The sequence below is a fragment of the Streptomyces sp. NRRL S-350 genome, from assembly GCF_000719705.1.
Taxonomy (GTDB): domain Bacteria; phylum Actinomycetota; class Actinomycetes; order Streptomycetales; family Streptomycetaceae; genus Kitasatospora.
In genome coordinates this window covers 42443-68560 of record NZ_JOHO01000013.1, presented here as the reverse complement: position 1 = coordinate 68560, position 26118 = coordinate 42443, and the positions used below count along the sequence as shown (strand labels likewise).

At 70.4% G+C, this 26118-nt stretch carries 30 protein-coding genes; 22 read left to right on the top strand and 8 right to left on the bottom strand.

The window, feature by feature from the left end:
• Positions 1-7: 7 nt before the first annotated feature.
• The 3 genes from IF30_RS0115490 to IF30_RS0115480 all read left to right on the top strand — a co-directional run bounded on the left by IF30_RS0115490 (position 8) and on the right by IF30_RS0115480 (position 1874).
• The gene (locus IF30_RS0115490) at positions 8-742 is read left to right on the top strand and encodes a protein phosphatase 2C domain-containing protein (protein ID WP_030237786.1); all 735 of its coding nucleotides are present in this window, start codon (positions 8-10) and stop codon (positions 740-742) included.
• Positions 743-955: 213 nt separating this feature from the next.
• A complete protein-coding gene (locus tag IF30_RS0115485) occupies positions 956-1645 on the top strand; it encodes a hypothetical protein (RefSeq protein WP_158835138.1) in 690 nt (229 codons plus the stop codon).
• A 40-nt stretch (positions 1646-1685) separates the two neighbouring features.
• On the top strand, positions 1686-1874 hold the full coding sequence (locus IF30_RS0115480) for a hypothetical protein (RefSeq protein ID WP_030237780.1): 189 nt from the start codon (positions 1686-1688) through the stop codon (positions 1872-1874).
• Between the two features lie 159 nt (positions 1875-2033).
• Here IF30_RS0115480 and IF30_RS43615 read toward each other — a convergent pair whose 3' ends face one another.
• The 5 genes from IF30_RS43615 to IF30_RS0115445 all read right to left on the bottom strand — a co-directional run bounded on the left by IF30_RS43615 (position 2034) and on the right by IF30_RS0115445 (position 5312).
• The gene (locus IF30_RS43615; RefSeq protein WP_051710345.1) at positions 2034-3383 is read right to left on the bottom strand and encodes an NUDIX hydrolase; all 1350 of its coding nucleotides are present in this window, start codon (positions 3381-3383) and stop codon (positions 2034-2036) included.
• Positions 3380-3763 (bottom strand): glutamate ligase domain-containing protein, encoded by a 384-nt coding sequence (locus IF30_RS41535; RefSeq protein WP_199807870.1) that lies wholly within the window; start codon positions 3761-3763, stop codon positions 3380-3382. The genes IF30_RS43615 and IF30_RS41535 overlap by 4 nt, the downstream gene beginning before the upstream one ends.
• A 184-nt stretch (positions 3764-3947) precedes the next feature.
• Positions 3948-4082, bottom strand: a complete 135-nt coding sequence (locus IF30_RS50220) for a hypothetical protein (protein ID WP_267884537.1) — start codon at positions 4080-4082, stop codon at positions 3948-3950.
• 265 nt (positions 4083-4347) lie between these two features.
• Positions 4348-4977, bottom strand: a complete 630-nt coding sequence (locus IF30_RS0115450) for a GNAT family N-acetyltransferase (protein WP_030237774.1) — start codon at positions 4975-4977, stop codon at positions 4348-4350.
• 41 nt (positions 4978-5018) lie between these two features.
• Positions 5019-5312: a hypothetical protein gene (locus IF30_RS0115445; protein WP_030237771.1), complete on the bottom strand. Its 294-nt coding sequence runs from the start codon at positions 5310-5312 to the stop codon at positions 5019-5021.
• A gap of 1424 nt (positions 5313-6736) precedes the next feature.
• On the opposite strand from IF30_RS0115445, the gene IF30_RS0115440 reads away from it, so the two are divergent.
• The 8 genes from IF30_RS0115440 to IF30_RS0115405 all read left to right on the top strand — a co-directional run bounded on the left by IF30_RS0115440 (position 6737) and on the right by IF30_RS0115405 (position 12266).
• Complete coding sequence (locus IF30_RS0115440) at positions 6737-7219, top strand: replication/maintenance protein RepL (RefSeq protein WP_158835135.1); 483 nt, start codon at positions 6737-6739, stop codon at positions 7217-7219.
• Positions 7216-7590 carry a winged helix-turn-helix domain-containing protein gene (locus IF30_RS43610; protein WP_051710342.1) on the top strand — a complete coding sequence of 125 codons (375 nt, stop codon included), beginning with the start codon at positions 7216-7218 and terminating at the stop codon, positions 7588-7590. The genes IF30_RS0115440 and IF30_RS43610 overlap by 4 nt, the downstream gene beginning before the upstream one ends.
• An 8-nt stretch (positions 7591-7598) precedes the next feature.
• Complete coding sequence (locus tag IF30_RS0115430; RefSeq protein WP_030237761.1) at positions 7599-7853, top strand: hypothetical protein; 255 nt, start codon at positions 7599-7601, stop codon at positions 7851-7853.
• A 223-nt stretch (positions 7854-8076) separates the two neighbouring features.
• A complete protein-coding gene (locus IF30_RS0115425) occupies positions 8077-9054 on the top strand; it encodes a hypothetical protein (protein WP_158835132.1) in 978 nt (325 codons plus the stop codon).
• An 827-nt stretch (positions 9055-9881) separates the two neighbouring features.
• Positions 9882-10160, top strand: a complete 279-nt coding sequence (locus tag IF30_RS0115420; RefSeq protein ID WP_030237756.1) for a hypothetical protein — start codon at positions 9882-9884, stop codon at positions 10158-10160.
• A complete protein-coding gene (locus IF30_RS0115415; RefSeq protein ID WP_030237754.1) occupies positions 10157-10495 on the top strand; it encodes a hypothetical protein in 339 nt (112 codons plus the stop codon). The genes IF30_RS0115420 and IF30_RS0115415 overlap by 4 nt, the downstream gene beginning before the upstream one ends.
• Before the next feature lie 353 nt (positions 10496-10848).
• On the top strand, positions 10849-11820 hold the full coding sequence (locus IF30_RS0115410; protein ID WP_030237752.1) for a hypothetical protein: 972 nt from the start codon (positions 10849-10851) through the stop codon (positions 11818-11820).
• Between the two features lie 161 nt (positions 11821-11981).
• Positions 11982-12266 (top strand): hypothetical protein, encoded by a 285-nt coding sequence (locus IF30_RS0115405; protein ID WP_158835129.1) that lies wholly within the window; start codon positions 11982-11984, stop codon positions 12264-12266.
• Between the two features lie 188 nt (positions 12267-12454).
• Here the strand turns inward: IF30_RS0115405 and IF30_RS0115400 are convergent, their stop codons facing one another.
• Genes IF30_RS0115400 through IF30_RS0115390 form a run of 3 tightly spaced genes read right to left on the bottom strand, consistent with a single transcriptional unit; the run spans position 12455 to position 13870 of the window.
• Positions 12455-12700 carry a DUF397 domain-containing protein gene (locus IF30_RS0115400; RefSeq protein WP_051710339.1) on the bottom strand — a complete coding sequence of 82 codons (246 nt, stop codon included), beginning with the start codon at positions 12698-12700 and terminating at the stop codon, positions 12455-12457.
• 40 nt (positions 12701-12740) lie between these two features.
• Positions 12741-12998 carry a DUF397 domain-containing protein gene (locus tag IF30_RS0115395; RefSeq protein WP_078891405.1) on the bottom strand — a complete coding sequence of 86 codons (258 nt, stop codon included), beginning with the start codon at positions 12996-12998 and terminating at the stop codon, positions 12741-12743.
• The gene (locus IF30_RS0115390) at positions 12995-13870 is read right to left on the bottom strand and encodes a helix-turn-helix domain-containing protein (protein WP_030237742.1); all 876 of its coding nucleotides are present in this window, start codon (positions 13868-13870) and stop codon (positions 12995-12997) included. The genes IF30_RS0115395 and IF30_RS0115390 overlap by 4 nt, the downstream gene beginning before the upstream one ends.
• Before the next feature lie 466 nt (positions 13871-14336).
• On the opposite strand from IF30_RS0115390, the gene IF30_RS43605 reads away from it, so the two are divergent.
• The 11 genes from IF30_RS43605 (at position 14337) to IF30_RS0115335 (ending at position 26048) form a co-directional block, all read left to right on the top strand.
• Positions 14337-14939: an ATP-binding protein gene (locus IF30_RS43605; protein WP_234322711.1), complete on the top strand. Its 603-nt coding sequence runs from the start codon at positions 14337-14339 to the stop codon at positions 14937-14939.
• Positions 14940-15977: 1038 nt separating this feature from the next.
• A complete protein-coding gene (locus IF30_RS0115380) occupies positions 15978-16784 on the top strand; it encodes an ATP-binding protein (RefSeq protein WP_030237736.1) in 807 nt (268 codons plus the stop codon).
• Between the two features lie 13 nt (positions 16785-16797).
• On the top strand, positions 16798-17208 hold the full coding sequence (locus IF30_RS0115375; protein WP_030237733.1) for a roadblock/LC7 domain-containing protein: 411 nt from the start codon (positions 16798-16800) through the stop codon (positions 17206-17208).
• A gap of 129 nt (positions 17209-17337) precedes the next feature.
• Positions 17338-19254 (top strand): glycoside hydrolase family 15 protein, encoded by a 1917-nt coding sequence (locus tag IF30_RS0115370; protein WP_078891403.1) that lies wholly within the window; start codon positions 17338-17340, stop codon positions 19252-19254.
• Positions 19255-19388: 134 nt separating this feature from the next.
• A complete protein-coding gene (locus IF30_RS0115365; RefSeq protein ID WP_030237727.1) occupies positions 19389-19781 on the top strand; it encodes a LuxR C-terminal-related transcriptional regulator in 393 nt (130 codons plus the stop codon).
• A 36-nt stretch (positions 19782-19817) separates the two neighbouring features.
• Positions 19818-20681 (top strand): GNAT family N-acetyltransferase, encoded by an 864-nt coding sequence (locus IF30_RS0115360; RefSeq protein WP_030237724.1) that lies wholly within the window; start codon positions 19818-19820, stop codon positions 20679-20681.
• Positions 20682-20728: 47 nt separating this feature from the next.
• A complete protein-coding gene (locus tag IF30_RS0115355) occupies positions 20729-22234 on the top strand; it encodes an NAD(P)-dependent oxidoreductase (protein WP_158835126.1) in 1506 nt (501 codons plus the stop codon).
• The gene (locus IF30_RS0115350) at positions 22227-22694 is read left to right on the top strand and encodes a hypothetical protein (protein ID WP_158835123.1); all 468 of its coding nucleotides are present in this window, start codon (positions 22227-22229) and stop codon (positions 22692-22694) included. Before IF30_RS0115355 ends, IF30_RS0115350 begins: the two co-directional genes overlap by 8 nt.
• On the top strand, positions 22691-23473 hold the full coding sequence (locus IF30_RS0115345; RefSeq protein ID WP_030237715.1) for a class I SAM-dependent methyltransferase: 783 nt from the start codon (positions 22691-22693) through the stop codon (positions 23471-23473). The genes IF30_RS0115350 and IF30_RS0115345 overlap by 4 nt, the downstream gene beginning before the upstream one ends.
• Positions 23470-25413 carry a phosphoribosyltransferase gene (locus IF30_RS0115340; protein ID WP_158835120.1) on the top strand — a complete coding sequence of 648 codons (1944 nt, stop codon included), beginning with the start codon at positions 23470-23472 and terminating at the stop codon, positions 25411-25413. Before IF30_RS0115345 ends, IF30_RS0115340 begins: the two co-directional genes overlap by 4 nt.
• The gene (locus IF30_RS0115335) at positions 25413-26048 is read left to right on the top strand and encodes an HAD family hydrolase (protein ID WP_030237711.1); all 636 of its coding nucleotides are present in this window, start codon (positions 25413-25415) and stop codon (positions 26046-26048) included. Before IF30_RS0115340 ends, IF30_RS0115335 begins: the two co-directional genes overlap by 1 nt.
• Positions 26049-26118 lie beyond the last annotated feature (70 nt).

Here is a 26118-nt window from a genome sequence, read left to right as displayed (position 1 = left end):
CCTGCTCATGGAGATCACGTACGCCACCGCGCCGACCCCCGGCACCGCGGGTGACGACTACGGCCTCATCGGGGACGACTGGGCCCTCGTCCTCGACGGAGCCACTGCCAACGGCTTACCGACCGGCTGCACCCACACCGTCCGCTGGTACGTCCACCAGCTCGCCGCCCACCTCGGCACCCAGCTGGCCGCCACCACCTACCCGCTGCCGGAAGTGCTGCGGGTCGCCATCGCCGACCTCGCCGTCTCCCACGGCCGGACTTGCGACATGACCTGCCCCGACAGTCCGTCCTCCACCGTCGCCGCCGCCCGGGTCACCGGCGACCAGGTGGAACTCCTCGTGTTGTGCGACTCCCCGATCCTCGTCCTCACCCACCCCGGCGACGTCTTGGTGGTCACCGACACCCGCACCCAGCACCTCCCCGGCTACACACCCGCCGATCTCAGCAAGCTGCGGAACACGGACATCGGGTTCTGGGTGGCCTCGACCAACCCGGCCGCGGCCGACCGAGCCGTTACTCGCACCCTGCCTCGCGCGGAGGTCGCCGCCGTCGCGCTGTTGACCGACGGCGCGTCTCGCCTGGCCGACCACTACGGCTGGAGCTGGGAGCAGCTGATGAACACGTTGCTCGACAAGGGGCCTCGGGAGGTGATCCGGCTGACCCGCGAGCAGGAAGCGATCCGGTCACCGGCGCGGGGGAAGGCGAACGACGACGCCACCGCCATCGTCATCCGTCTCTGAACGTGCCCGGTTGCCGGTCCGACAGCAGCTCGGACAGCGGTTGCCCGGTAGTGCCAGCGCAGCGGCTCCCCCGACCGCTCCTTCCCGGGGCTTGACCTTGTGACGGCGTAGCGGCGTACGGCAGGGGGCGCACTCGGGTTCGCCCAATGCGCCCCCTGCCGTACGCCGGCCGTGGTAGGCAGGTGCCCGGGATCACCGAGGTGGAGGGGGCACATGGTGGGCACGGCTGTGCGCGAAAGGCCGAATACGGTCGCGGTGCGGCAGGGGGTGCTGCGCCGGACGGTTAAGGTGCCCCGGTATGACCCGGACATGGAGCGGCTGTGCTGGGCCATCGCCGAGGACATGACGATCCGCAACCCGGTCTATCCGAAAACCACTTATCCGCAGGTGAGTGGGTGCCCGCGCGAGCTGTGCCGGATGGTCAGCGGCTTCGTGGCGCAGGGTGTCCCGGGCGGCGAGCTGCTGCTGGTGTGCCCGCGCTGTGGATCCGCCTGGACTCCGACCTGGGACGGGCTGTGGCGTCTCGAAGGCGACCCCGGGCAGTTCAACCGCGAGTTGCTGGCCGAAGCGCTGGCAGACAGCGGCCGACCAGTCACCGCGCTGGCCAGCACGGTACGCGAGCTGCGGGCCGCGCTGTCGGCCAGCACGTGGCGGCCGACCCGCTCGGACGCGGACTTCGCTTGGACCTGGCGCAGGTGGGGCAACCAGGCGGTCACCGTGGACAAGCTGCGGCAGGCGATGTGGATCGAGGGCAACCAGAAACGCAGCAACGAGCTGTCCACGCTCCTGGCCAGCGTGATCGGCCTGCTGCTGCTCCCTGTCGCCGACCAGCTCGGGGCCGCCGACGAGATCGGCGTTGAGCTGGTAGCGCTGGCAGCCGAGCTGGAACGGTCCTGGCCGTAGCCGCAGAGGTGGATGGGACGCCGTGGGAGGACTCCCCTTCATGACCCAGCCACCTGTCCCTAGCAGCCCTGCCGGCCTAGTCGTCCTGACGGCAGGGGAGGTGGAGCAGATCGCGGGGCTGCTCGACCTCCTCGCGGTGCTCGACAAGCAGATGCCGGACCTGGCCGACGACTGGGCGCAGGAGCTGCGGGCCCGCGCGGCTGGGAAAGCTCCCTGGTCGCAGCTCTAGGAGGATCGAGCGCCGAAGGGGTAGTAATCCAGGTCCAGAGGAACGGGCTCGGTGAGCTGGCGAGGCCGCCGCTGGGCCCTCCACCTCCTGACGGGCCGCCCGGTCTGGCCCCCGTTCACCGGGGGCTGCGCCCGCCTATGTTGACGGGCGCAGCCGAGTTCAGGCCGTCGCGATCCGGTCGAGGTAGTACGGGACGTACGGCGGGGTCTGGAGCTGGGCGGCTTCGGCGAACGGCACCCACGCGATGCCCTGTCCCTCGTCGCCGAGCCGGATCGCGTCCTTCGGCCCGGTGTAGACCGCGTGGAGGACGCGGGTCATCGGTGAGACGCGCTCGTGCCGGGGGCCGGGCAGCGGCCGTACGCCGGTGATCTTGATCCCGGCTTCCTCGAACACCTCACGCACCGCGGTCTCGGCTGGCGTCTCGTTGTGCTCTCGCCACCCCCCAATCGGAGTTCGGAATCCAGGCCAGGCGATGCCCGGCTTGTCGTCGCGGTGGTGCATCAGCAGCTCGCCCTCGGGGGTGGTCACGAACACCACGATCCCTTCGAAGTCCTGGTGTTCCGGGACCGGGCGCTCCAGGTAGAGCACGGTGTCAGAGCGGGCGGCGCGGGCCACCTGCAGCATCTCCCGGTACTGCTTCGGGGTCATGTGGTCGCGCCAGTTGTAGTCGGTCTCGAAACGCCATTCGGTGTGCTCGGCCGGATCGAGGACGATGCTGGCCTGCTGCTCCTCGGTGAGCGTGCCCCCGTCGAAGACCCAGCCGATGGAGGGGACCGGCCGGGTGGCGTCGGCCTCTTGGTAGATCATCGCAATCAGCTTCTGCCGAGCGATCAGCTCGGGGTTCAGCTCCCTCAGATCGAGGCCGATCTCTTCCTCGGTCTCGCGCAGAGCGGTGGCGAAGGGACTCTGCCCGTGCTCGACGTTGCCGCCGGGCGAGTCCCAGCGGTCACTGTCCACCGCGTTGCGCAGCCAAAGGGTCCGTCCCTCGGGGTCGCGCAGCAAGAAGCAGGCCCACACCAGAGGCCGGGCGACGGTGCGCACGTACGTGGTGACGGGCTGCCAGCCGCAGGCGAGGCGGTGCGCGAGCCAGCCGATCACCTCGCGGTAGCCGTCGCTGGTCTCGGGCAAGGTGTCCGGGGCGAACCAGCCGAAGGCGTCATGCTCTGACAGCCGCACAGCGGTGTCGGCCGGCACGACGGTGGTGAAGACGAACTGCCGGGTCGCCCTGCCCCGGGTGTTGGTGAAGTCCAAGAACCGCGCGTACTCCAGGTCGGCCGGGTCGAGGGTGATGCCGGTCTCCTCGGCCAGCTCCCGCAAGGCGCCGAGGAGCGGATCTTCGCCTGGCAGCAGGCCGCCGGCCGGGTAGTCCCACAGGCCCGGCAGAACGTCGCCCTGCTGACGGCGCAGCATCAGCACCCGGCCATCCGGGTCGCGCACGATGGTTCCGGCAGCGAGCTTGTCCTTGCCAGCGGCGAGGGCCTGCTCGGTGAGCAGCGTGTACGAGATCACGTCGGTGTGTTCTCCTTCTTGTCGTTCCAGCCGCCCCAGGCGGTGACGTCCTGGCCGGCCAGAGCTTCGGCGATCTGCCAGTGCATTCCGCTCCTGGAGCCCTTGACCAGGACGATGTCGCCGGAACGTACCTGGTCTTGCAGGAACGTGGCGGCGGTGGCGTTGTCGGCGACCCAGCCGACGGTGGGCACGCCAGCTTCTCCTGCGGCGAGGGCGAGTTGCTGGGCAAGGGGGCCGCCTACGACGAGAAGCAGGTCGATGCCGAGCTGTCCGGCTTCGCGGCCCACGGCGCGGTGTCCTGCGAGGGCATCGCGGCCGAGTTCGGCCATCTCGCCGAGGACGGCGATCGTCCGCCGCCCTTCGGCACTCTCTGAGTTCATGCAGTTACAAGACGCGACAGCCGGGGTTGCTGGTTCCCCCACCGCGGCCAGTAGCGCTGAGGTCGATCCCGGCGGCGCAGTGCGGGGCTGGTCGCGGGTGGCAGTGACCTCGCGGTCAAGGCACGTGAACGGTCACTTTGACCGTTCGCCGAACGGAATTGCGCCGGGGTTCAGAAGCAGGCGCTCACCGGCCCTCCTCCGCCCGCAGCCTCAGCCAGACGATCCGGCCGATCTCGTGCATGCCGTGGTGCAGCTCCAGGCGGTCCCGGCCGGACAGCCGCCACGTCCGCACCGGCTGCCCCTCCTCCTCGATCCGCACGCTCTGGTAGGCGTCGCCGTCGGTCAGGCGGACGGTGAGGCGACGACCGCCAGGCCCTCCTCGCGGCAGGAATCGACCATCTCCTGGTGCCGGGCCTCGCGCTCCGCCTCAGGCACGCTGGCCACCAGGTGCTCGCGCACGTGGTTGGTCGTCCGGTGCAGGTGAGTCAGCGCGTGCTCGGCGTCGGCCAGCCGGTTCGCGTCCGCGTTCGGCGTGAGCAGCGCGTGGAACGCACTGAGTGGGCTTCAGCGAAGCCGTGCCGCACTCAGTCCGAGAAGTGGTCGATGATTGCGGGGTGACCTTGCCGTTCGATGGTTGAGACCGACGGGGAGAGGATCTTGAAGGCTTGCCTCCAGCCGCGGTCAGCGAGTGTCAGGCGCGTCTCGGCTGGCAGGAGTAGCGACAGACGCGCAGCGCTGGTGTAGCCGACCTTCTGGTAGAACGAGGTCAGTTCTCGGCCGTGACGCAGCGTCAAGGCCTGGTATCCGGCCTCGCGGAAGCTTTGTTCAGTCTGCTGCAGCAGAGCACGTGCGATGCCCTGCTGCCTCGAATCCGGACGGACGGCCAGGACCTGGACCGTCGCGAATCGGCGGATGAGTTGATGCCGGAGGACTCGGGGTGCCTCCGTCATCCATTTGGCCAGTCCGCAGACCGCAAGGCCGACTTGCTGGCCGTCAGGTCCCTCGGCGATCAGGAAGCTGACTCGGCTGTGCGACAGTGCTTCGCCTTCGGTGGCTTGGAGAGCCTGCTGCATGCCGTCGAGAACAGCGGACACCTTGTCGGCCGGTTGGTGAAGATCGACCAGGGAGACCAGCTCGGCGACAGCGTCCTTGTCGGCGACGGTCGCTGAGCGAAGTCGGATGTCGGTGGTGGGGGTAGCGAGTGCGACGTTCACGCTTGTTCCTCTGTGAGGCACGGAGAGGTGCTGTAGGCGGTTCAGGCGAACGGGGTGAGCCTGGGCGATTCGGCGAGGGCGCGAACTCGGGTGCGGATCTCGTCAGCAGCCTTGCCATGGAGGAGCGTGGGCCCGTTGCTTGAGCAGGCCTCACGGACGACCTGCTCGCGTTCTTGCTCGCGGCACAGGGCGGAGACGTGGACTGATATCTCGCTGATGCGAAGGCCTAGTTCATCGGCCAGGTCCTTGACGGTGATGTCCATGGTGTCCTCGGTGTTGTCGCATGCGTCGAAGATGCTTGATGCATCCAATTTAGCGCCTAGGCGCGTGTTCATCTAGTTTTTTTCTTGCTTCCAGCTCTTCGGGTTGTCACCTGGGCGCGCTGAAGCCTCCGCCTGTCTGGCGTGACCTGTGCGGACCGTGGGGCCTTGCCTCTCACCGGGGCCGGGCGGCAACTGCGGACCGACGCGGGCCGCGGCATCGTGGGTGGCTGGTCGCGGCGTGCTCCGCCCCCGCACCCGTGGCCAGCGCCTTGGCTGCGCTGGACCAGCCCCCGGTCGAGGGCCTGAGCCGCCGGCTCCGATGGCAGGGCCGTGGCCGGCCCCGCCATCGGCCCGCCACCTCACCGGTCGGGCCGTGGCCGGCCCGACCTGGCCCCCGCCCATCGACAAAGTGGCTCGCGCCTGTTCGGGCGGGACCATCGTCCGTCCGGCTGGACCATCCGCGGCGCCTGCCGATGACCGGTCTTGGGTTGCCGTCAGATCGAGCCGATGAGAAGTACACAGTCCGCGAGCAGCCTGCAGAGGGAGGGCCGTCAGTGAGGGCCAGGACACACTCGAGAAGCGCCGGTACCGGCTCAGGAGCACGGATGCCCGCCATCCTGCCGAATGAGCGCGGAGAGGGCCCCTTGGGGCCCGGGTCCGGCGGCAGCCGGACCTCCGTGATCGGCGGGGTAAGTCCAGCCAGCTGCTTGGTTGCCGTTCGGCGCAAGGAGCAACCAGGGCTGCGGAAGCGGCAGGTGACGCGGTGGCTCGCGCGGGCGCGCCCGCGCGCGTTTATGTGGAAAAGAGAGCCAGCAGCTTCCCGCAGCTCTGACCTGCAAGAACGCCGAAAGCACCGTCGCGGAATCACGACACTTCAGCGCCGGAGTGTCGTGCCGACATCAACACTTCGCGCCCCGAGTTGCTTCTACAGGCAACTCCGAGGTGCATCGGGCGACACTCGCATGGGAAGCATCCCCACTCCGCTGCCGGTCATACCGCCTCGGGGCCCCTTTCGACCCGGACATAAGGAAAAGAGGGATTCCCCTCCATAGTGCTTGTGACCTGCGGAAACGCCGAACTCGCTGTCGTGAAATCACGACAGACGGGCGCACGGCACGCCTGGCATGTATGCATCACGTCTGAGCCGCCCACTCAGAGTGGCGGGAGATCGGGAGGGGGTGTCGTGATTTCACGACACCGACTTGCCTGTTCTGGCAACTAGGGGCTGGAAGTGTCGTGTTGCCACGACGCCTCGTAGTCCGACTCGCCGCTACGGGCAAGTCGACTGTACTTGGCAGGCAAGTCACGCTAAGTTGCGGATCATCCGCGCTGTGAAAGGCCGCCTCATGCCCCGTTCCGCCGCCCAGAGCTCACCAGAGCCGCAGCCTGCCAAGCCGAAGTCGTCCCCAGCCAGGGAGCGGCCGAGCCTGGAGTCCCTGCTCGCGCAGGCCGTAGCCTCAACCACGCGCGAGCACCTCCCCCGCGAGAAGCGGCCCGTGCGGGTCGTCACCGAGTTCGAGTACGCCAAGCCGCGTGCCCCTCACAAGATGATGGGCAAGCGCGGGTGGTCAGTCGTCTCGAACGCGTTCCTGAGCCAGGTGCTGGCCCCAGTCATCGCGGCGAAGGGCATGACCCCTACCGAGGTCGCAGTTCTGCTGTACTGCATGGGGGAGCAGGAGGAAGGCATCCTGGTCATCAAGACTCAGCAGACGATCGCCAACTTCCTCGCACTGCCCAGGACCAACGTGTCGGCCGCGCTCACGAGGATTGAAAACTGGCACATGATCCGCCGCGACAAGAAGGACCGGACGGTGTACCAGGTCAATCCGACCCTGTGCTTCAAGGGGAACGGAGATGCTCAGCAGGAGATGCTTGATACTGCGATGCTGATGCGGTTGGGCCCGGGAGACTTCCCGGACCTGGTGGTGCCGACGCCGAAGCCCCGAAAGCCCCGGGCGAAGAAGGAGCAGAAGCCATGATCATGAGGACTGAGGTGCTCGGGCATATCCGGACCCTCGGGCTGCCCATCTCGGCCCGCAACCTCTTCGACCTCCTGACCGAGGTCCAGCAGGCTGGCGGCGCGATCCCCGAGTCCCAGCAGGAGCTGGCCGCCACCCTGAAGACCAGCCCGAGCGTGCTCTCCAGGGCCATGCGCAGGCTCTGCGAACTGAACATCGTCCTGCGCACCACCCGGTACAAGTACACGCTGCACCCTCTGGTGGCCGGCTACGAGACCGAGAACGACATGGAGACAGCGATCAGCGACGCGCTCCAGCAGATCGCGGACGGCGAGCTGCCCCCGATCGCGGCACAGCCGCCGACGAAGCGACACTTGGCGGCCGTCAGCTAGCCGACCGGGTGCCGCGCGCCAGTCAGGCCGCCCCGTTCCTCGGCGCCATCGCCTGCACGGTCGCCGACGCGCTGAGCGCCGGAACCGCGCTCTACCTCGAGTACGGGTTCCCTCCCAGCCGCGGGTCCTACCGCCTCATCCTGCGCGAGCCCAAGCTCATGCCCGGCGGCCAGCTCACCGGCAGCACCGCGGCCGCCGACCAGTGGCTGCTGCCGCTCAGTCTGAACCGGCTCCTCATCGCCCAGCGCGCGCGGCGTCGGTAGAGCCCAGCAGGCCCAATCCCGGGGGGAAGGCGCCATCCGCCCGTCTCGGCCTCATCCGTGCTGACGGTCGTCCAGGCACCGAATCGACAGCTGCGTGCGTCTCTTCGCGGCGACGGATTTCCCTGAAGAGCCGTCACGCCTTGTGCCGTCCTGGGACGATCTCCGTGACCAAAGGGATCCCGGGGTGCGGGGGCGACCCGGGATGGAGCAGCAGGAGGGCAACGTGAGCAGTGGGGGGAAGGCCCTGGCCAGCGACGACCCGGGCGAGCTGGTGGAGGTGCTGCACTGGAACGTCCAGCACGGCTGGAAGATGGCCGAGGCCCTGGCGTACTTGAAGCGCCGGGCGCAGGACGGCGGCCGCAAGGCCGCGGTGATCAGCCTCAACGAGGTGCAGCCCGGCCAGGGCGAGGAGATCGCCAAGGAGCTTGGGATGCTGTACTTCGCGCCGGCCTCGCCGCCGGGCGTCAGCGAGGAGGACAGCAGGGTCCGCAACGGCAACGGCCTCTTCATCGACCCCGACGGGCCGCTCGTCCCGGACATGGAGTGGGAGCAGCACTGGACGGGGCTCTGGCACCCGCCGGTGGTCGTCCCCACCCGGGTGCGCGACCGTGACGGGAACCTGAGCGCGCGGCAGATCTTCTTCGGCTGCGACCACGCCTGCTACTGGAACCCCGACTTCAGGCTCGCCGAGGCCCGGTTCTGGGCGGGCGTCGCGGTGAAAGACCAGCGCTTGGGCCACGTCGACGCGGACTTCAACGCTTGGGTCGTCGGCCGGGCGCCGCTGTCGATGGACGGCATCGCCGACCGCAACTACGCGGGCAACCGATCGGTGAAGGACGCCGCCGGCCAGTGGGTGGCCGACACCCAGGCCGACGAGATGCTGACCCGCCACGGCTGGGTGTACGTCCACGGCTACGCCGCGCAGCACCTCGGGTGCGCCGGCGCGGACGGGGCGACCTCCGGCCACGGCCCCGACAAGGAGCGCCAGGTCGTCCCTGAGGAGGACCTGCCTCCCGGCGGCCTGTCGGCGATCGACCGGACGTACATCACCGAGGAGCTGCTGCCTGCCGTGGCTGGCGCCGAGCTCGTGGTGAGCGAGGAAGCCGACGCGATCTCGGACCACCGGCTGCGAGCGACGTACTACGACCTCGACCGGTTGGTGACGATCACCAACCGGCCGGTGAAACTGGTCCGCCACTAGGGCACTGGTGCGCCTGGCTGGCTGATCTCTGCCCGCCCAGGCCGAGGTACGGCCGGGGCGAGGAACGTTGATCGAGACCTCATCCGGGCGGAGGTGAGTGTTTCCCGGAGAAACACTCACCTCCGCCCGGGCCGGTGACGGCTGCACCCGGGTGGGCCCCGGGGCCTTCTGCGAGTCCTCGACCAGCAGTCATCGCGTTCTCGCTGCTCAGCGGCTTGGACCCGTTCATGACCTCGGTCATGTTGACGGCTCCATGTACCCGCTGATCGGAGACGGCTTGGCGGACCCGCTCGCGCCGACGGCGGCGCCACGCGGCTGTACGGCATGACGGCCGGTCGTAGACGGCATCGCGGCGGTGCCCGTGACCTGGGACGAAGCGCCTGCCGCAGACCGGGCAGGCCCGCGCGACCTCTGCCTTGCGCCCGTCGAGGATGGCGAAGCCGATCGCGACGGCCTCGGCCTGGTGCTGGCGCTCCCGCCTGCGAGCTGCCTTGCACGCCCGGTCGCAGAACAGCGCATCGGAGCGGACGCCTGCTCGCAGCGGCTTGCTGCAGTGCCCGCACCGACGTACAGCTGCCTCGTCTGCCTGGTCCATGCCGGGCAGGCTTGGGCTGGCCAAGGCCACGTCTTCACCGTACGCCGCACAGCGGGCGTCCAGCACTACAGGGCTTGGTGCCCCCTCGCTTCGGGCGGTCCGAGCTCGACGGGCTCCTCCCGGCCGTCGCTGTTGGGCAGGGGTGCCGAACAGTCCGAACAGCCAGTCTGAGTGGCTGACGACCGCTGCTGGCCCGCGTAGGGTGGTGGCAGGTCAGCACCGGGAGGGATCCATGACAGCGCAGGCGCACGACTACCCACTGGGGCCCATTGACCGGCCGCGCACGGTCGGCGCGGTCCGCCGCGCCCTGCCTGCCGAACTGCGCCAGGCGTTCCAGACGGCTCTGGACGAAGCTGACCCTGCTGATCTGTTCACTCTGGTCGGGCAGTGGGCGGCAGTCGCGCAGACCGCCACCGACGCCGACATAGACGCCGCAGCGGCCGCGGTGCGGACGGGCAGTGCCCCCGTGCACGAGCTGGGCGAGGTCTTTGCCGCGCTGGCTGCCTGGTGACTGCCGGCCGCCGCTACAAGGTCGTGCTCACCGACGCGGTCCGCGAGCAGCTGCGCACGTTGGACGGTGCCGAGCGGCTGGCTGGTATCCCCAGCGTCCTCAGCCGGGAGGCACTGCATGCCCTGCTGGCCGGGACAGTGCTCGGCGAACTGCTGGCCGGCCTCGATGATGTTGCTGGTGATCCCTTCGGCGGCCTGTCCCTCGCACGGACCCCGGACGGCGAAGACGACCGAGTCGCGCTGATCGGCACCTTGGCGGTCACCTACATGGTCAGCCCCTCGACCCGGCCCCCGGTTGTGACGATCACCGGGATCCGCGCGCCGAAGGCTTCCTGACCCGAGGAACGTCCTGGACCGCCCGGCACCACCAGCCGTACGGGCCTTCGACGTCACGCAGGGCGCGCTGGGCCACCAGGTGCTCGCGTGGACCGATCCCGTCGGGTCGGCTGGCCTCGGGCAGTGGACGAGAATCCGTCGCGCCGCTGCGGGCCGGTCGGTACCCTGGCCTGGTCGCCCTGCTGCGGACGACCCTGGCCTAGTCGTCCGGCCCGTGACCGGACTGACCACGACGGCCCGAAGCCGCCTAGCGGCGCTCGGCAGCAACTCGGTTGATGGTCCACCAGGTTCGCCCAGCATCCTCGGCGTGCCCGGATCACGGGACAGCGGCACGCTGTGAAGGGCAGAGCCCCATGTCCCAGCCCAACCAGGCCGAGCGCGACGCCGCCCGCCGCTGGCAGCAGCAGCACCCCGGCACCTCGTACCAGGACGCGCTGAAGAAGGTCCGGGCCCGGCACCGCGCCCAGGCCAGCACTCCCGACTCCGGCGAGGACCACGACCACATCGGCTTCACCGTCGCCGCCGCTATGGCCGACGAGCAGAGCAGCGGCAGGGTGCGGACCCCCGTGGCCGCCGCCGTCACCATCCTCCACGGCATCGAAGGCGCCAGGATGCTCAGCCAGATGGTCGCCACCAGCGGGCCCGAGGTCACCTGCATGCTGTGCGACAAGACCGTGCACGGCAGCCCGGTGGTGAACATCGGTCTCGTCCTGCGCGCCGTCACCCAGGGGAGCGAGGAGGCCGAGGCCAGCATGCCGGTGTTCACCCACCCCGCCTGCGCCCCGGCCCGCTGCTGGTCCTGGTCGCAGTTGACGGCGGAACGCCACCGCCGCCGCATGCCCGTCGACCCCGCCGATCTCCTCCCGCGCCCCGCGCGCCGAAAGCCGCGCCAGGAGGACTGGTACGCCTGGCCCATCACCCGGAGCGACCAGCCGCAGGCCCTGTTCTACCTCCAGCCAGGCGACCCTCACCCCCACGGCGACCTCGGCTTCCGCGCCGACCGCCTCACCGACGGCCTGCCCACCTACAACCCCCGCGACCCGCAGCCGACCCCTGGCTGGCGCATCGTCACTCGGGGCGGCCGCATCGTCCGCATCCAGCACCAACTGTGGGGCGACCTCTACACCCTCCCCGAGCCGGCAGACCCAGGCACCCCGGGCTGGATCGCCGCCGCCCGCACCACGGGCACCGTCCACTTCATCACCGCCCCCGCTTACACCATCAACCTCACCCCCGGTCAGACGGTGTTCGACTTCAACAACGCACTGCGCCGCGACGTTCTGTTCGGCGCCGTCATGGAGTTGGTCGAGGAGGGAGCGCGGTGAGCACCAGCACGGGCTCGGACAGGGCCGCCAACACGGCATCTTGTGCAGGTTGACCTGTGGCGTCCGGCGACCTCGCGACGGTAGTCAAGCGGCACCCGGGGCCGCGACCGCTCCGCCGCGGGGGCAAGCTGGAGGTACAGCGGACTGGGAGGCTGGTTGCGATGTTCGAACGGGACGCCGAGCTGACGGCGCTGGCTCGACAGTCGGTGGTGGTGGCCGGCGCGCTGCGGTTGCTGGTAGAGCGGATGGGTGATCTCGGCTGGCGGTTGGAGGACTACAGCAAAGAGCAGTTGCTGGACGTCGCCCACGCCCTGCGCGGCAGCGCCATGACGATGGCGATGGAGACGGGAAACACCCAGCTGCTGAGCGAGATCACCGGGCGCCGGATGCACGAGACCGACTCGGCCGAGTGGTTGCGGCGCCTGCAGGGCGACGACGACTCGTAGGCACGGTGGCAGCGCGGCGATCGTGGGAGGTCTTTTCTCTCCGCCCGGAGTCGGGGGACACTGATCATGCCCGCCGTGATCTTCCGGCGTCGTCGCGGGCGCCGTTGTCAGATCCGGCTGGTGGCAGGATGTGTGGGGACCTCGGCGGTAGTTGCGTCAAGGTCCCCACATTGCGTGCTGCTGAGCGGTTAGAGCACGTCGCCGGTCAGTCGCGGGTCGCCGGCCTGAATGTCGCTGAGGAAGGCGCTCCAGCTCTCGGGAGAGAAGTGGAGGGTTCCGCCTGCGCGGTCCTTGGTATCCCGCACTGCGACAGCGCCGTGCTCGGCGCTGACCGGGCGGCCGACCTCGCAGCAGTTGCTGTTCTGACTGCCGCTGTAGCTCGACTTGTGCCAGACGACGTTCTCGTCGGCGCTTTGGTCCAGAGAAGTGTCCATGGCATGCCTTTCAGGCGCGGGAGGCCGCATCCGGCTCAAGTCAGTCGAACTCGCCAGCCTTGACGCCGGCGATGAATGCCTTCCACTCAGCTGGGGTGAACCGCAGGTCGTTCCGGTCCGGGCGCTTGGAGTCGGTCAGCACACGGCCGCCCTCGGGGAAGGAGGCAACTTCGACGCAGTTGCCGTTGTTCTGGCTGAATGAGGAGGTACGGCGCTTCAGGCCGGACGCGTCGAGCGCGTACAGCTCGTCCTTGGCCGGGCCCTCGACGGCCGTGTCGGGTTCGGGGGTGTTGCTCATGATGCGTGTCCTTCCATGTGTTTCTTGATCGTCTCCCGCGATGCATCGACGGGGAGTGCTGCGGCGAGGATGCGGTCGAGCGCTTCGTCGTAGTCACGAGCGACCTCATCTCCCTCGAAGTATCGCGTGGCCTGGCGGTCTTCGGTCGTAGCAATCGGCAGCCATGGCCGAGGGAAGTGGAACACGGTGAAGGTCCCGCCAGCGCCGGGATGGGGTCCGGCGGTCAGGGGCATGATCTGGATCCCGACATTGGGAAGGTCGCCAACGTCCAGCAACCGACGGAGCTGGTCCACCATCAGGTTCGGGTGTGAGACGAACCGCTGCATCAGCAGGGCTTCGTGTAGGACGAAGCGCCACTTCGGCCCGCCGGGCTGCGTGAGAATCGCCTGTCGGCGCATCCGGAGATCGACGATCGCGGGGTGGTTCTCCGGAGGGATGCCGAACGCGGTCGCGGCGGTGATCTCCTTGGCGTACGCAGCCGTCTGGAGCCAGCCGGGGATGACGTTCGGGTGGTAGCTGCGGATCGACTCCGCTTCCCCCTCGGCGTAGATCAGATCCTCGAGGTGCTGCGGGACGGCTGTGGTTCCGTAGTTGCTCCACCACCCGGACTTGCCGGCGTTCCGTGCCACATCCTCCAAGGCTGTGATGGTGTCCGGATCGGAGACTCCGCAAGCCTTCAGCCAGTCGTTCACCTCGAGGGCCGTGATGGCGCCGTTCGCGTGCTCGATCCGGGAGATCTTCGGGCCGGTCCACTTGGGTCCCAACCGCTCCGCCAGCTGCTCGCCGCTCAGTCCGGCCTTGGCACGGTAGGTGCGAAGTGCGCGGGCGAGGCGGCGACGGCGGACGGTGGGTGCAGCGCGTTGGTTGGGCATCGTGCGAATTCCGTCCCTTTCTGGGTGCGCTGAGCGAGCGTCCGGGTGCAGTTTCGCACCTCCTGGGTGCGGCAGTCGATAGAACGTCAGTGCATCTCTTGCCGATTATGGCGGCAAGCTTGCCACCTGGCGCGAGAAGGAGCACGCTATAGGTGCGGTCGATGACGGGCAGTCAACCCTGGCTGTCGCGGCCCACTTTGAGCTGTGCTGCGCCTGAACGCCTGCACGCTGGGGCTTCTACCTGGCCAAGGCGACACCCGCAGTGGTGTCGCGTCTAAAGGTCCAGCGATGGAACCCGCGAGCGAGCGTGAACTGCCCATCGCTGCTCGGCTGTGCCATGGCGTGCCGTGGCGCCCTGGCGCGAAGTCAACACCACTCGGCGACCTCTGGGCCGCCGGTCCTGCTTCAACGCGACCGTCACGGCCGCTTCCCCGGATACACCCTGTACTGGCACCGGAGGAATGTCATGCTCACGGTAGGTTTAACAACTGCGGTATGCCACAAGGCAGTTGGGGAAGCCCGGCGCAAGATCGTGCTGGAGCTGCACCGTGCCGGCCTCCACCTCGAGGAGGAAGAGGCAGACACAGTGAAGCTCCTCCTGTCGGAGCTGCTGACCAACGCGATCGAGCACGGGTTCGGCGGCGAAACCACGGCCCGGGACGCCAAGCTCAAGGTCAAGGCGGAGCTCCGAAGCGACACCGGCCGCCTGCGGATCTCCGTGACCGACCCCGCGGCCGACGCGCTGCCGAAAGCGCGCGAGGCCGGTCCGGACTCCACGACCGGCCGGGGGCTGCTGCTGATCAACCTGTACGCCGTCAGCTTCGGCTACGAGGCGCTGGCGGACGAGAAGACAACCTGGTTCGAAGTCGCTCTCTCCCTCACCCAGGGCCACCCGGACGACGAGGCGATCGACTCGGTTTCCCTGACTTCCACGGAACAGCAGGCGGCGCAGCGCATCGCGGTCCTGGACGCCTATCGCCGGGTCAAGGATGCGCGTCCGGCGCCGAGGATCGGCACGATAGGGACACGCCGACGGGGCGTCATCGGTGATGACGGGGCGGCGGCGTGAGCCTTCGACTCGCGGCGGCTTACACCCCGCACCCCAGGATGTGGCGCTCGCCGTACCGAGCCCAGCACACCGTGCAGGCTTGGCGCCGCCGAGCGAACCAGACCGTCAACCAGAAGCTGATGGCGGCCGCGGAGCCCAAGGACGAGCGGGTGACCGTTCACGCCCGGCCCAGTACTGCGGCTCTCCGAGGCCTGGTCACGGGATTGGTGCGGCACGTCATCGGACAGCAGGGGCCGCCGGTTCGCCGCCGATGGCTGATATCACGGCCGCAGCGGGTAGAACCGCCGATCGGCCCCTAGAGCGGGCGGGTCCACCACTGCGCCGGTGGCCCGCCCTCAAAAGCCCGGCGGCCGGTTGCGCACTACCCGGCCGGCCGCCGGGCCACCCCCGCCGCTTCGGCGGGGACGCGGCAGAGCAGCGCCGGATTCTCGGGGCGCCAGGCTCACCGCGCACTCCGGGAGCGCCGCCCCACGCGGGTGTCTCTCCCCCGGCCCGGCCTCGGTGAGGAAGTGACGAGGCCGGTGAGGTGCCAGGACGGCGGAATGTCGGCCCCGGACTCGCGCGACCTGAGGCGAGGGGTCCGCGGTCCTCGGCACCGGGCTGGTCAGGGCCGCAACCGTTGGCCCTGACCAGCAGCCGGAAAGCCCGGGCAGCCCCCGGGGTGGTCCGCGCCCTCGTCGTTGCGCGTTCCCCCGGGAGCCGAAGCCCCACCGTACCGCCGCGAAGGTCCCGTTCGGGGCCCGATCGCGGCATCTCGCCGCCGACCGGCCGGAACCCCCGGTGCACTGCGCCCGGCCGGTCGGCGGCGCCCAGGACACGACGGCAGCGGAACACCGCCTGGCGTCTCCAGGAGTCGAGAGAGGAAGAAGAGCCATGGTCCGGCGGTTACCCGCCCCGCAAGCGTGCGGTAATGCCGTACTGGGAGTCCCTGCCGTTCTCGACAACGTGGCAACGAGGACCCGAACCAGGCCCGCCCCCACCGTTGAGGAGTTCGTCCGCACGGTCCTCCCAGGGATCGCCCGCGCGGTGTGCACGGGAATGCCTCTGCCCCCAGACGCTCCACCGGAGGTACAGCAAGCCGCCTGGCAGATCGCGAGCCTGCTCCACCGCGCGCAGGACGACGCCCGACAGGACCTGCTGGCCAGCATCAAGCCACTGCACGCCGTCCTGACCGAACAACGCCGGCGCCTCGACCAGCGGCACGCCACCGTCACCGACCCCGAACAGCTCGAGGACGTGGTGGCGATCGACCACACCAACGCCATGGCGCTGCGGGCCGCCCGGCGCGCCAGGGCGCTGGCCGGCGCCCCCTGGCCCCGAGGCCGCGCCAATGCGGTCCCGCTCCTGGAGGTCGCGCGAGGCGCCCAGTGCGCGATCGCCCACTACCAGCGCGTCCACATCGGCCCGAGCGACGCTGCCCTCGCTGTGCCGGGCGCGGTGGTCGAGCCACTACTCGCGGCGATCGCCGAGCTCCTGGACAACGCCGTGCGCGCTGCGGCCCAAGTCGACGGGGCGGCAACGATGACAGTCGAACGCACCGCGCAGGGCGCCGCCGCGGTAACCATCACCGATCCCGGCCCCGGGATGGACGACCTCACCCTTGCGCAGGCCCTCGCCCTGCTGCGGCACCGCCCACCGCTCCCCACACCGACCAGCAACCGGCCGCTCGGACTGCGGACCGTCGCACTGGCCTGCGCCGCAGGCGGCTTCCGAGCCGAACTCGACTCCGTTCCGGGGATCGGCACGCACGCCCGCCTCCACCTGCCCGCGGCCGCCGTCCAACAGCCGTCGCCCGTGTCAGCAGCCGAACCCGGTACGCCGCCCACCCCCACCTTCGCTTCCTGAAAGTCGACATTCCGTGTCCCTCTTCTCGCAGTCCGCCGTCCAGGCCCTCGCGCCCCAGCAGCTGGCCGACCTCCTCACCGGCATCCCCAGCGCCACCACCGCCCTGCAGGTCAGCCCCGACGGACTTGTCCTCGCCCACTGGCCCGAGCGCCCCGCCGACGTGATCGACGGCCTCGCCGCCGCCGTGACCGGTCTGGTCTCCTGCGCCCGCGGCTGCGCCCCGGGTCTGGCACCGACCGCGCCACCGGCCCTGGACCACAACGTGTCGGTGTACAAGGACGGCTCCCTGCTGCTCCTGATGATCGCGGGCGACGGCTCGCTGCTGGCCCTGGCCGGGACCGGCGAAGCTCCCCTGGGCGTGATGGGTGAGCAACTGGCCCGTCTGGCCAAGTCCATGACACCGGCTTCCGCCCGAGCGGCCTGACGTCCCAGCCGCCAACCCGCCAGCCCGGCCCAGCGCCACATCAACACTGCGGCCAGGCTCGCCCGGCCCACCCCCCCAGTAGTCGTCTCGGCCTCACGCGCACCCACCCACCCGTCAGATCGGACCCCCATGGCACCCATCGAGGACCACGCACTCATCGGAGACATGCACACCGCCGCCCTGATCCGCCGCGACGGCGCCCTGAACTGGCTGTGCCTGCCCCAGTTCGACTCCCCCGCAGTCTTCGCCGCCCTGCTCGGAAACGACGACCACGGCTCCTGGACGGTCTCCCCCACCCCGGCCTCCGACAGCGCCAGTTCACCCCGTGCCGACCGGCGCCGCTACCGCGGTGACTCGCTGATCCTGGAACAGGAGTGGGACGCCCAGGACGGCACCGTACGGGTGATCGACTTCATGCCGCCGCGCCAGCTGCCCGCCACGCCGAACACCCCGGTAGTGATCCGCATCGTGGAAGGGATAGCCGGACGCGTCCGGATGCGCTCCAGCCTGCGAGCTCGCTTCGCGTACGGCAGGGTCCGCCCCTGGCTGCACCAGACCACCACCGAGTCCACGCTGCGCACCACCGCGGTCGCCGGCCCCGACTCCCTCTGGCTCGACACCCCGGCCTTCAGCACCCTCGATCACCCCGCCGAGCACGACTTCGCCGTGGCTGCGGGTGAGCGGATCACCTTCGCGCTCACCTGGCAGCCCTCCCACCTGGCCTCGCCGGAGGTCCCCGACCCGGAGGACTCGCTCGCGCTGACCGAGCACTTCTGGTCCGACTGGGTCAGCCAGTGCACCTACCAGGGCCCCTACCGCGAGGCCGTGGTCCGCTCCCTGATCACCCTCAAGGCGCTCACCTACGCCCCCACCGGCGGCATCGTCGCCGCCCCCACCACCTCCCTGCCCGAGGACATCGGCGGCGAACGCAACTGGGACTACCGCTACACCTGGCTACGCGACGCGGCGATCACCCTGTCCTCCCTGCTTCGCACCGGTTACCGCGAGGAGGCCCAGGCCTGGCGCGAGTGGCTGCTGCGCGCCGTCGCCGGCGACCCCGAGAACCTGCAGATCATGTACACCATCACCGGCCAGCGGGAGCTCACCGAATCCACCCTGGACTGGCTGCCCGGCTACGAGGGCTCCCAGCCGGTGCGGGTCGGCAACGGCGCCGCGGGCCAGCTCCAGCTGGACGTCTACGGCGAGGTGGTCGAGGCCCTGCACCTGGCCCACATGACCGGACTGACCCGCAACGACCACGCCCACCACCTCCAGCTGCGCCTGATCGAGTACCTGGAGCAGCACTGGCAGGAGCCGGACGAGGGCATCTGGGAGGTCCGTGGCCCGCGCCGCCACTTCGTCCACTCCAAGGTGATGGCCTGGGTGGCCGTCGACCGCACCATCAAGCTGATCGAGCAGTCCCCCGCCGACGGCCCGCTGGAGCGCTGGCGCGAGCTGCGCGACACCATCCACCGGGACGTCTGCGAGAAGGGCTACGACCCGGAGCGCAACACCTTCACCCAGTACTACGGCGGCCGCGAGCTGGACGCGTCCCTGCTGCTCATCCCCCAGGTCGGCTTCCTGCCGCCGGACGACAAGCGGGTGATCGGCACCATCGAGACCATCCAGCGCGAACTGTCCACCGAGGACGGCTTCGTCCTGCGCTATCCCACCCACGACAACGAGGGCAACAACGTCGACGGCCTCTCCGGCCACGAGGGCGCCTTCCTCGCCTGCTCCTTCTGGCTCGCCGACGACCTCGCCATGATCGGGCGGGTGCAGGAGGCCCGCGAGCTGTTCGACCGGCTGCTCTCGCTGCGCAACGACGTCGGCCTGCTCGCCGAGGAGTGGGACCCGCGGCTCAAGCGCCAGGTCGGGAACTTCCCGCAGGCCTTCAGCCACGTCCCCCTGATCGACACCGCCCTGCGGCTCACCGCAGCCGCCTGCGCAGGCGTGGTCTCGGGATCTGACGGGCGAGAGAACGACTTCGGGGTGCCGGACCAGACCGACACCAGGACCGCGACCCTGGCGGGTGCGGCCCGGTGAGCACGATGACGACTGCGCTCGCGGCGCCGCTCATGCCCGCGGCGCCGCGACTGGGCGACCACGACCTTCGGCTCATCCGGTTCGTCCTCACCCCAGGGCCGAGGGCTGGGCGGCGCGCCAAGGCAGGTCTGCGGGTGGAAGACATCCGAGGCGCCGACCAGAAAGTCTGCGACCTGCTTGGCGCGCAGCACCTGCCCCAGGCATCGGCCCTCGCGGCCGCCTACCGGCTGGTCACCACACCCGAGATCGGCATGCCGACCGCCCCGGGTGCCGGCCTGCGCATGCCGCCGCGCGTACGCAGGGCTCTGGAACTGCTCCTCTCCGGCCTGACCGACGATCAGATCGCGGACGAGCTCGAAGTAGCCCGCGACACCGCGCACGGCTACCTCACCGAGGCCGTCCAGGAACTGGGAGCCGGCCGCCGCCCGCAGGCCGCCTTCCTCGCGGTCACCTGCGACCTGGTCCTGCTGTCGGCGATCTCGCCGCTGTTTCCCGCCGTCGTGCTGTCCAAGGTGCCCCGCCGATGAGCGAGCGTTCCCACCTATTTCTCCCGGGAGAGTGTGATGCCTGACCCCAGGATTGGCCTAGTCCACGAGTTGGACGACCCTCTGTGCGACGAGCTCGCCGCCCTTGCGCAGCCATGCATTGCCGGTTTCAGCGACGACCGCCCGGTCAGCCCCTCGCTGGTGCGCTCCAGGCTGGCCAACGCGCTGACCGGTGAGCCGCCGGTGCTGGCGGTGGCTCGTGACCGTCAGGAGATGGTCGGCTGGTGCGCGGTGCGTCGGCCTGAACCCGGCGAGACGAGGGCACGTCTGTGGGGGCCAGTTGTCGCCCCGTCGATCCGCCGGACCGGGCTGGGCACGGCGTTGCTGGACACGGTGGTTGGCGCGGCTCGGTGGCCGTTGGTGACCACGGACGTCCCGGCCGACCGGGACGGCGCCGCCGACTTCTTCATCCGGTCGGACTGGACCCAGCTTGACCCCATCACCGTGTTGCACGGGATACCGGCCGAGGGTGCGTTCGACGCTGTCACTGCGGAGGGCGTCGAGGATCTGGACGCCTACGTGGCGGCATCGGCACAGCAGCTTGGCCGCCACGGGCAGGAGTTCGCCCGGGCCACGCTGCGGCGGTGGCGGGACGACGCCCGGTTCCAGACCCGGAACCTGCTGCTGGACCCAGCGACCGGGTCGCTGCTGCTGGGTCTGGCCCAGCGTAACGAGGTGGGCAGTGAGCTGCTGCTGGCCGAGGTGTGGGCCGCGACGCCGGAGGTCAGGCGCCGGCTGATCACCGCGGCGCACACGGCGGCGGCCGTCCAGCGCCTGGCCGGCGTGCGCGCGGTGACCCAGCAGGACCCGGCCGACTTCGTCGCCTGCGGCATGCGTGTCACCGGCCGCTGCGCCACCTTCAGCCTCGACCGCGACTGCTGACCCCCGTTTCGCCGAACCGACTCGAACCCACCCGAAAGGAGGGCCCCGTGCCCGTATCCGTGAAGCCGCCGCTCGTCCACGCGGTCGATGTCGCCGCCAGCACGGACGAAGTCCGTCGCTTGGCCGCCGATCTGGCCGCCCGCCTCAGCGCCTGCCCCGACGTGCGCAGCGTGCAGCGCGACGAGGCGTCGGCGTCGTGGCTGTGCACCCTCGTCCACGGCGGCCGCGGGCGTCTGGCCCTGGCCACCCCCGCGGACCCGGCCGCCGCCGCCCAGCACGCGCACCGTCTCATCGCCACCTTCGAACAGGGCACTCCCGCCGAGGCGGAGGCCTTCTTTTCGGTCGCGCGGCACCTGCCGTTCACCACAACCGAGATCGCCGCAGCCGTCTGCGAGCTGCCGCTCACCAGCCGCCTGGCTGAACGCTGGCCGGACAAGCCGCTGGCCCGCGTCGGCGTGCTGCTGACGATCCACCACATGCGCGACTTCCTCGTCCTGGTCGACAGCCTGCTCGCCCTCGGTGTGGACCCGGCGCACATGACCGTGATCGACAAGGAGTACCCCTACGCGCACACCCACCGCGTGGACGCCCACCTCGTTCACCGCCACGGCATCGCTGTGTGGCGCTACCGGGACCTGCGGGAGGGCATCGCGGACCACATCACCCGCGTGTCCTCCGCCGGCAAGCAGAGCGTGGTCATGGACGACGGAGGCTACGTCCTACCCGTCGTGCTGCGCGATCTCCCCGACCAGGCCGGTCACTTCATCGGGCTGGTGGAACAGACGACCTCCGGCATCCGGAAGGTCGAAGGCCTCGAGCTGCCGTTGCCGCTGTTCAGCGTGGCCGAGAGCGACATGAAGGGCATGATCGAGTCCTACGGCATCGCCGACGCGGCGGTCCGCAACACTCTGCGGCTCCTGCCGGACGAGAAGTTCGAGGGCCAGGCCGCCCTCGTACTCGGCTTCGGCCGGATCGGCCAGGAGGTCGCCCGCGTCCTGGAAAGCCGGCGGATGCGGGTCGCCGTGTACGACGCCGACATCACCCGCCTGGTCGCCGCGCACGAAGAAGGCTTCCTCACCGGCCGCTCACTCGGTGCCCTCGTGCGGGCCCACCGGCCCCGGCTAGTGTTCGGCTGTGTCGGCAGCCGCAGCTTCGGCCTCGCGCAGGCCCGGCTCCTGCCGCCGCGAGCGGTCCTGGTCAGCACCACCAGCAGGAACTACGAGTTCGGACTGGACGAACTCCGCGAGGGCAGCGCCTACGTGACGGACCGAGGCGTGCTCGGTTCCAGCTACCAGCTGGCCGACGGCCCGGAGGTCCTTGTCCTCGGGCACGGCATGCCGATCAACTTCCACCACGCCGAGTCCCTGTCCAACCGCTACGTGGACTTGGTCCTGGCCGGGCTCGCGGTCGGCGCCGTCGCCCTCGCCGGCGGCGATGAGCGGCTGCAGCCCGGACACAACCTGGCCGCCACCAACGAGATTCTCGCCGAGTCCGGCATCGTCGACGACTACTACCGGCTCTACGGCCCGGCGACCGGCGGCGGGCGTGCCTGAGCGGACTTTCACCCCTGACGACCTCACCGGCACCGGGTCGGTATGCGGCTGCCTGATCTGTCGGCTCGACGCCGTGTTCGCCCGCCATCTCAGGGCCCTGCGCACCGGCTACCCCGGCACCGTCACCATGCTGGGCCACCGCACGGCCGCCCCCGGGACAACCGCCGTGCCGCACTTCCTCACGATGCAGCTGGGCGAGGTGCCCGCGGACATCGTCGTGTGGGAGGAGATGCGCCCCGACCAGCTGAAGGCCTGGCTCCCGCAAGCAGACGCCCGCGACCGGGTGCCGCAGCTGGCGAGCCGGATCCCGCGCCTGATCCGCATCCGCCAGGCCATCCGCGCAGGCACGTTCACGCCCTCGGGATCCGCCGGCGCTGCCCTGGCCAGCGGCGACCGCTACCCCTCGTTCCGCTACCTCGTACAGCACTGGCCCACCCTGACCAAGGAGTACACCCCATGACCACCGACCCCTCCGCCGACTTCGGCACCGTCAAGACCGGCTACGCCGCGTACTCCAGCGGCGGCCGCGGCCGCCTGCGGCACGACCTCACCGCGCGCCGGGTCCTCGCAGAGCTCGGCGACCGGTCGGTCCGCGTTCTGGACGTCGGCTGCGGCGACGGCGAGATGGTGCTGCGCCTGACGGCCGCCGGCCACCAGGTGGTCGGCGTGGAGAAGTCCCCGGACATGCTCGCCGCCGCGGCCCAACGGGTCGCCGCCGCCGGGATCAGCGAGCGGGTGACGCTCACCGACGGCGACATCTACAACCTGCCGTTCGAGGACGGGGCGTTCGCCGCGGTTGTCTGCCACGGCGTCGTGATGTACCTGCCCGACTCCGCCGCCCCCATGGCCCACCTTGCCCGGCTCGTCGCCGACGGCGGCATCCTCAGCGTCCTGACGAAGAACAGCCTGGCCGTGGGCATGCGCGAGGCCTTGACCGGCCGGTACGAATCGGCCCGGGCCCAGATCGAGAGCGGACAGGCCGCCAGCGTCGGCAACCTCGGCATCACCACCCGCGGCGACACCCCCGCCCACCTGGACGACCTCGCGCGGGCCAACGAGCTCACGCCGCTGCCGTGGCAGGGCGTGCGGATCTTCCACGACCACCGCAACGACTGGACGCCCACCGAAGATGAGTACCAGGAAGCACTCGAGACGGAGTGGGCCGCCTCCACCCGCAGCCCCTACCGCGAGCTGGGCCGCCTCGTACACGCCGTCGCCCGCCGTGAGGCCGCCGCGTGAGCATGCCGACGGCCATCCGGCCGCTCACCATCAGCCGTCTCGCCCGGGACCTCGCGTCCCGGGCGGGGCAGCCCGTACCCGCCCTGCACTGCTACGAGTCCCTGGCCGCCCTGTGGACCCGCTGCCGTGATACCGGCCAGCCGGGCGAACAGGTGCTGCACGAGGCGACCTACCGGGCGGCCCGGCTACTCGCGGCCGGTGATGACACCGTCATCGCACCCGTCGCCGGCCGCCTGCCCCTCTGGCTCCGGTCGGACCGGTCGGTCGTACGGCTGCCCGCATCCCTCGCCGTCCAGGGAGTCGAGTGGCAGGACATGCTCGTTCTGGCCCAGACCTGGCTGGACGCCCGGCACGACACCGGACCGGTCCTCGTGGCAGGCGTGCGCACCGGCGGCGCCTACCTGGCCCCGCTGATCGCCGCCCACCTCAAGGCCGCCGGCGTCGACGTGCAGGTGACCAGTGTCCGACCCGGCGAGCATCTCGACGCCGACAACCGGCGGATTCTCCTGGTGGACGACCCGCCGCTAACCGGCCGCACGCTGCTGGCCTTGGCCCGGGAAACGCCCGAAGCCGAGGTGCTGGTACCGGTCTTCGACACGGCCGACGTCCAGCCGCTGCGGAAGGCGGGCATCGCGGTCACCGTGCTGCCCCGCGAGAAGTGGCAGTCCACCCGCCGCCTGGATCCCGGCGCCCTGGCCGCCTACCTTCAGGCCCACGCCGAGTGGCCTGGCGCTGACCAGCCACTGTCCCTGGACGCACCCGCACCCGGGCGGGAGAACTCCGCCCTGGCCCCATGGCCGGGGGTTCGCCGCCGCTCGCCCGCCCGGGCCGCCGTCCAGCTGCGCACGCCCGGCGGGATCCGGCACGCGGCAGTAGCAGCATGGGTGCCGCCCGGGATCTTCGGCGGCTCCGCCCGTGCCGCAGCCACAGAGCTGCAGCACCCAGTCGTCCCGGTCACGCTCGCCGTGGCGCCCGCGCTCGTGGTGAGCGAAGACGTCACTCCCACGGCCCCGCTTGGCCCGCAGCCGGGGCCCGACCGACTGGAGGAGGCGCTGGACTACGTGCTCGCCCGTGCCAGTCAGCTCCCGGTGCAGACCGCTGAATCCACCAGGCCGGTCCCTGCGGGAGTGCTCGCGCTGGCCCAGGCCCTGACCGGTACGGACGGCACCCAGGCCGCCACGGTGCTGCACGACCTGCTGTCCGTTCTCCCCCCGGGGCTACCCGACAACCGGTGCGAGGGGGAGAAGTGGCTCCTCGACGCTGACGGGCGGCTCCGTAAGACGGGGCACCTCGCCCACGCCTACCGCCGTGACAACGAGCTGCTGACCCCGCTGATCGACCTGGCCGCGCTCACCATCACGTTCGGCAGCTCTCTGGACGCCGTCGCCGACAGCCTCGCCAGACGCCTGCCCGGCGAACAGCCCTGGCACGAGGCGCTCGCCGTGGCCGTGCTTTGCTACGGCGCAGCGCGCGGCGAGCAGCTTCCCCGGACCTACAACGTGCAGCGCGCGGCCGAGACCGCCAGGGAGGCATACCGGCTCCAGCGCGGCATGACCGACGCAGCCGCTCTCCTGCAGCGCACCCTGAACAAGGCTGCGGCCGGCCCGCGGGCGGCCGAGCCGGTCGTGGCCCGGTGGACGGAGCCGCCCGCAGCACTGGTGCAACCCCGGCTGCCCTTCGGCGGCACTCCCGCACCCCAGGCCGGGCCCGGCCCGGCAGGTGAGGAGCTGGCGCTCGTGCTGAAGACCGTCGAGCGGTGGGCCCGGGGCCGGTTCCATCCGGTACGGGAAGGGGATGTGCTGCTGCTCGCACCGCTGGACGCGCCGTCGGCGTGGCCTCAGGCCCGGACCGTGCTGGACGAGTTGCCGGGGCTGTTGCCTCGCGCCGGGCTGCTTGCCTGGTGCGGTGTGCCCGTGGTGTCCCTGGGCGGGGTGACCTGATGCTCGTCTTCGACTTCGACGGTGTCCTGCACGACTCCCGCGAGCGGGCGTGGCGCTGCTACCAGGACGCCCGCCGTGAGATGGGGCTGTGGGACCTTCCTGACCTGGCCGGCCCGGGCGAGCTCCCCGTCGTCTACCAGGGCGTGCTCAGCGCCTCTCTGACCCGCTGGGTCGCCTTCGAGACCGCGGAGCGGTTCTGGAAGCTCCACGCCCAGCTGACCGACCAAGCCGCCGCCGAAGAGCCACGCGGCGTCATTCCAGAGCTGGTGGGACCTCTGGCCGAACTGGCAGCCGGGCCCGGGTACGCAGTGGTCACCGGCAGCCACGGAAGCACCGTCTGCGCTCTGCTCGCCCGTGACCTGCCCACCGAGGCGATGCCTCGCGTGCTGCTCTCCAGGGACGAGCAGGGCAGCAAGACCGACAAGCTCCGGTTCCTGCGCACCTGGCACGGGGCGAGGACGTACATCGGCGACACCGGCAGCGATGTCCGCCACGCCCACGCCGCTGACCTGACCGCGATCGCCGTCGCCTACGGCTACGCGAACCTCGAGGACCTCACCGCCGCCCAACCGGACCAACTACTCGCCACCCCCGCCAGCCTCGCCGCCTGGTGCCTCGCACCAGCCCGCGGATAACGACCAACCCGCAGCGAGAGAGCGGTCAGAACCCGCTCGGCGCTCGCGTCCTGATTACGACTCGAATCGA

Excerpts from the sequence above, each read along its gene's own strand:
- IF30_RS0115490 (WP_030237786.1), top strand. The coding sequence starts at position 8 with ATGGAGATCACGTACGCCACCGCGCCGACCCCCGGCACCGCGGGTGAC.
- IF30_RS41535 (WP_199807870.1), bottom strand. The coding sequence starts at position 3,763 with ATGAACTCAGAGAGTGCCGAAGGGCGGCGGACGATCGCCGTCCTCGGC.
- IF30_RS0115370 (WP_078891403.1), top strand. The coding sequence starts at position 17,338 with ATGGCACCCATCGAGGACCACGCACTCATCGGAGACATGCACACCGCC.
- IF30_RS0115480 (WP_030237780.1), top strand. The coding sequence starts at position 1,686 with ATGACCCAGCCACCTGTCCCTAGCAGCCCTGCCGGCCTAGTCGTCCTG.
- IF30_RS0115390 (WP_030237742.1), bottom strand. The coding sequence starts at position 13,870 with ATGCCCAACCAACGCGCTGCACCCACCGTCCGCCGTCGCCGCCTCGCC.
- IF30_RS43605 (WP_234322711.1), top strand. The coding sequence starts at position 14,337 with ATGCTCACGGTAGGTTTAACAACTGCGGTATGCCACAAGGCAGTTGGG.
- IF30_RS0115445 (WP_030237771.1), bottom strand. The coding sequence starts at position 5,312 with ATGAACACGCGCCTAGGCGCTAAATTGGATGCATCAAGCATCTTCGAC.
- IF30_RS0115345 (WP_030237715.1), top strand. The coding sequence starts at position 22,691 with ATGACCACCGACCCCTCCGCCGACTTCGGCACCGTCAAGACCGGCTAC.
- IF30_RS0115405 (WP_158835129.1), top strand. The coding sequence starts at position 11,982 with ATGTTCGAACGGGACGCCGAGCTGACGGCGCTGGCTCGACAGTCGGTG.
- IF30_RS0115380 (WP_030237736.1), top strand. The coding sequence starts at position 15,978 with ATGCCTCTGCCCCCAGACGCTCCACCGGAGGTACAGCAAGCCGCCTGG.
- IF30_RS0115335 (WP_030237711.1), top strand. The coding sequence starts at position 25,413 with ATGCTCGTCTTCGACTTCGACGGTGTCCTGCACGACTCCCGCGAGCGG.
- IF30_RS0115400 (WP_051710339.1), bottom strand. The coding sequence starts at position 12,700 with ATGGACACTTCTCTGGACCAAAGCGCCGACGAGAACGTCGTCTGGCAC.
- IF30_RS0115410 (WP_030237752.1), top strand. The coding sequence starts at position 10,849 with ATGTCCCAGCCCAACCAGGCCGAGCGCGACGCCGCCCGCCGCTGGCAG.
- IF30_RS43610 (WP_051710342.1), top strand. The coding sequence starts at position 7,216 with ATGATCATGAGGACTGAGGTGCTCGGGCATATCCGGACCCTCGGGCTG.
- IF30_RS0115360 (WP_030237724.1), top strand. The coding sequence starts at position 19,818 with ATGCCTGACCCCAGGATTGGCCTAGTCCACGAGTTGGACGACCCTCTG.
- IF30_RS0115485 (WP_158835138.1), top strand. The coding sequence starts at position 956 with ATGGTGGGCACGGCTGTGCGCGAAAGGCCGAATACGGTCGCGGTGCGG.
- IF30_RS0115420 (WP_030237756.1), top strand. The coding sequence starts at position 9,882 with ATGACAGCGCAGGCGCACGACTACCCACTGGGGCCCATTGACCGGCCG.
- IF30_RS0115395 (WP_078891405.1), bottom strand. The coding sequence starts at position 12,998 with ATGAGCAACACCCCCGAACCCGACACGGCCGTCGAGGGCCCGGCCAAG.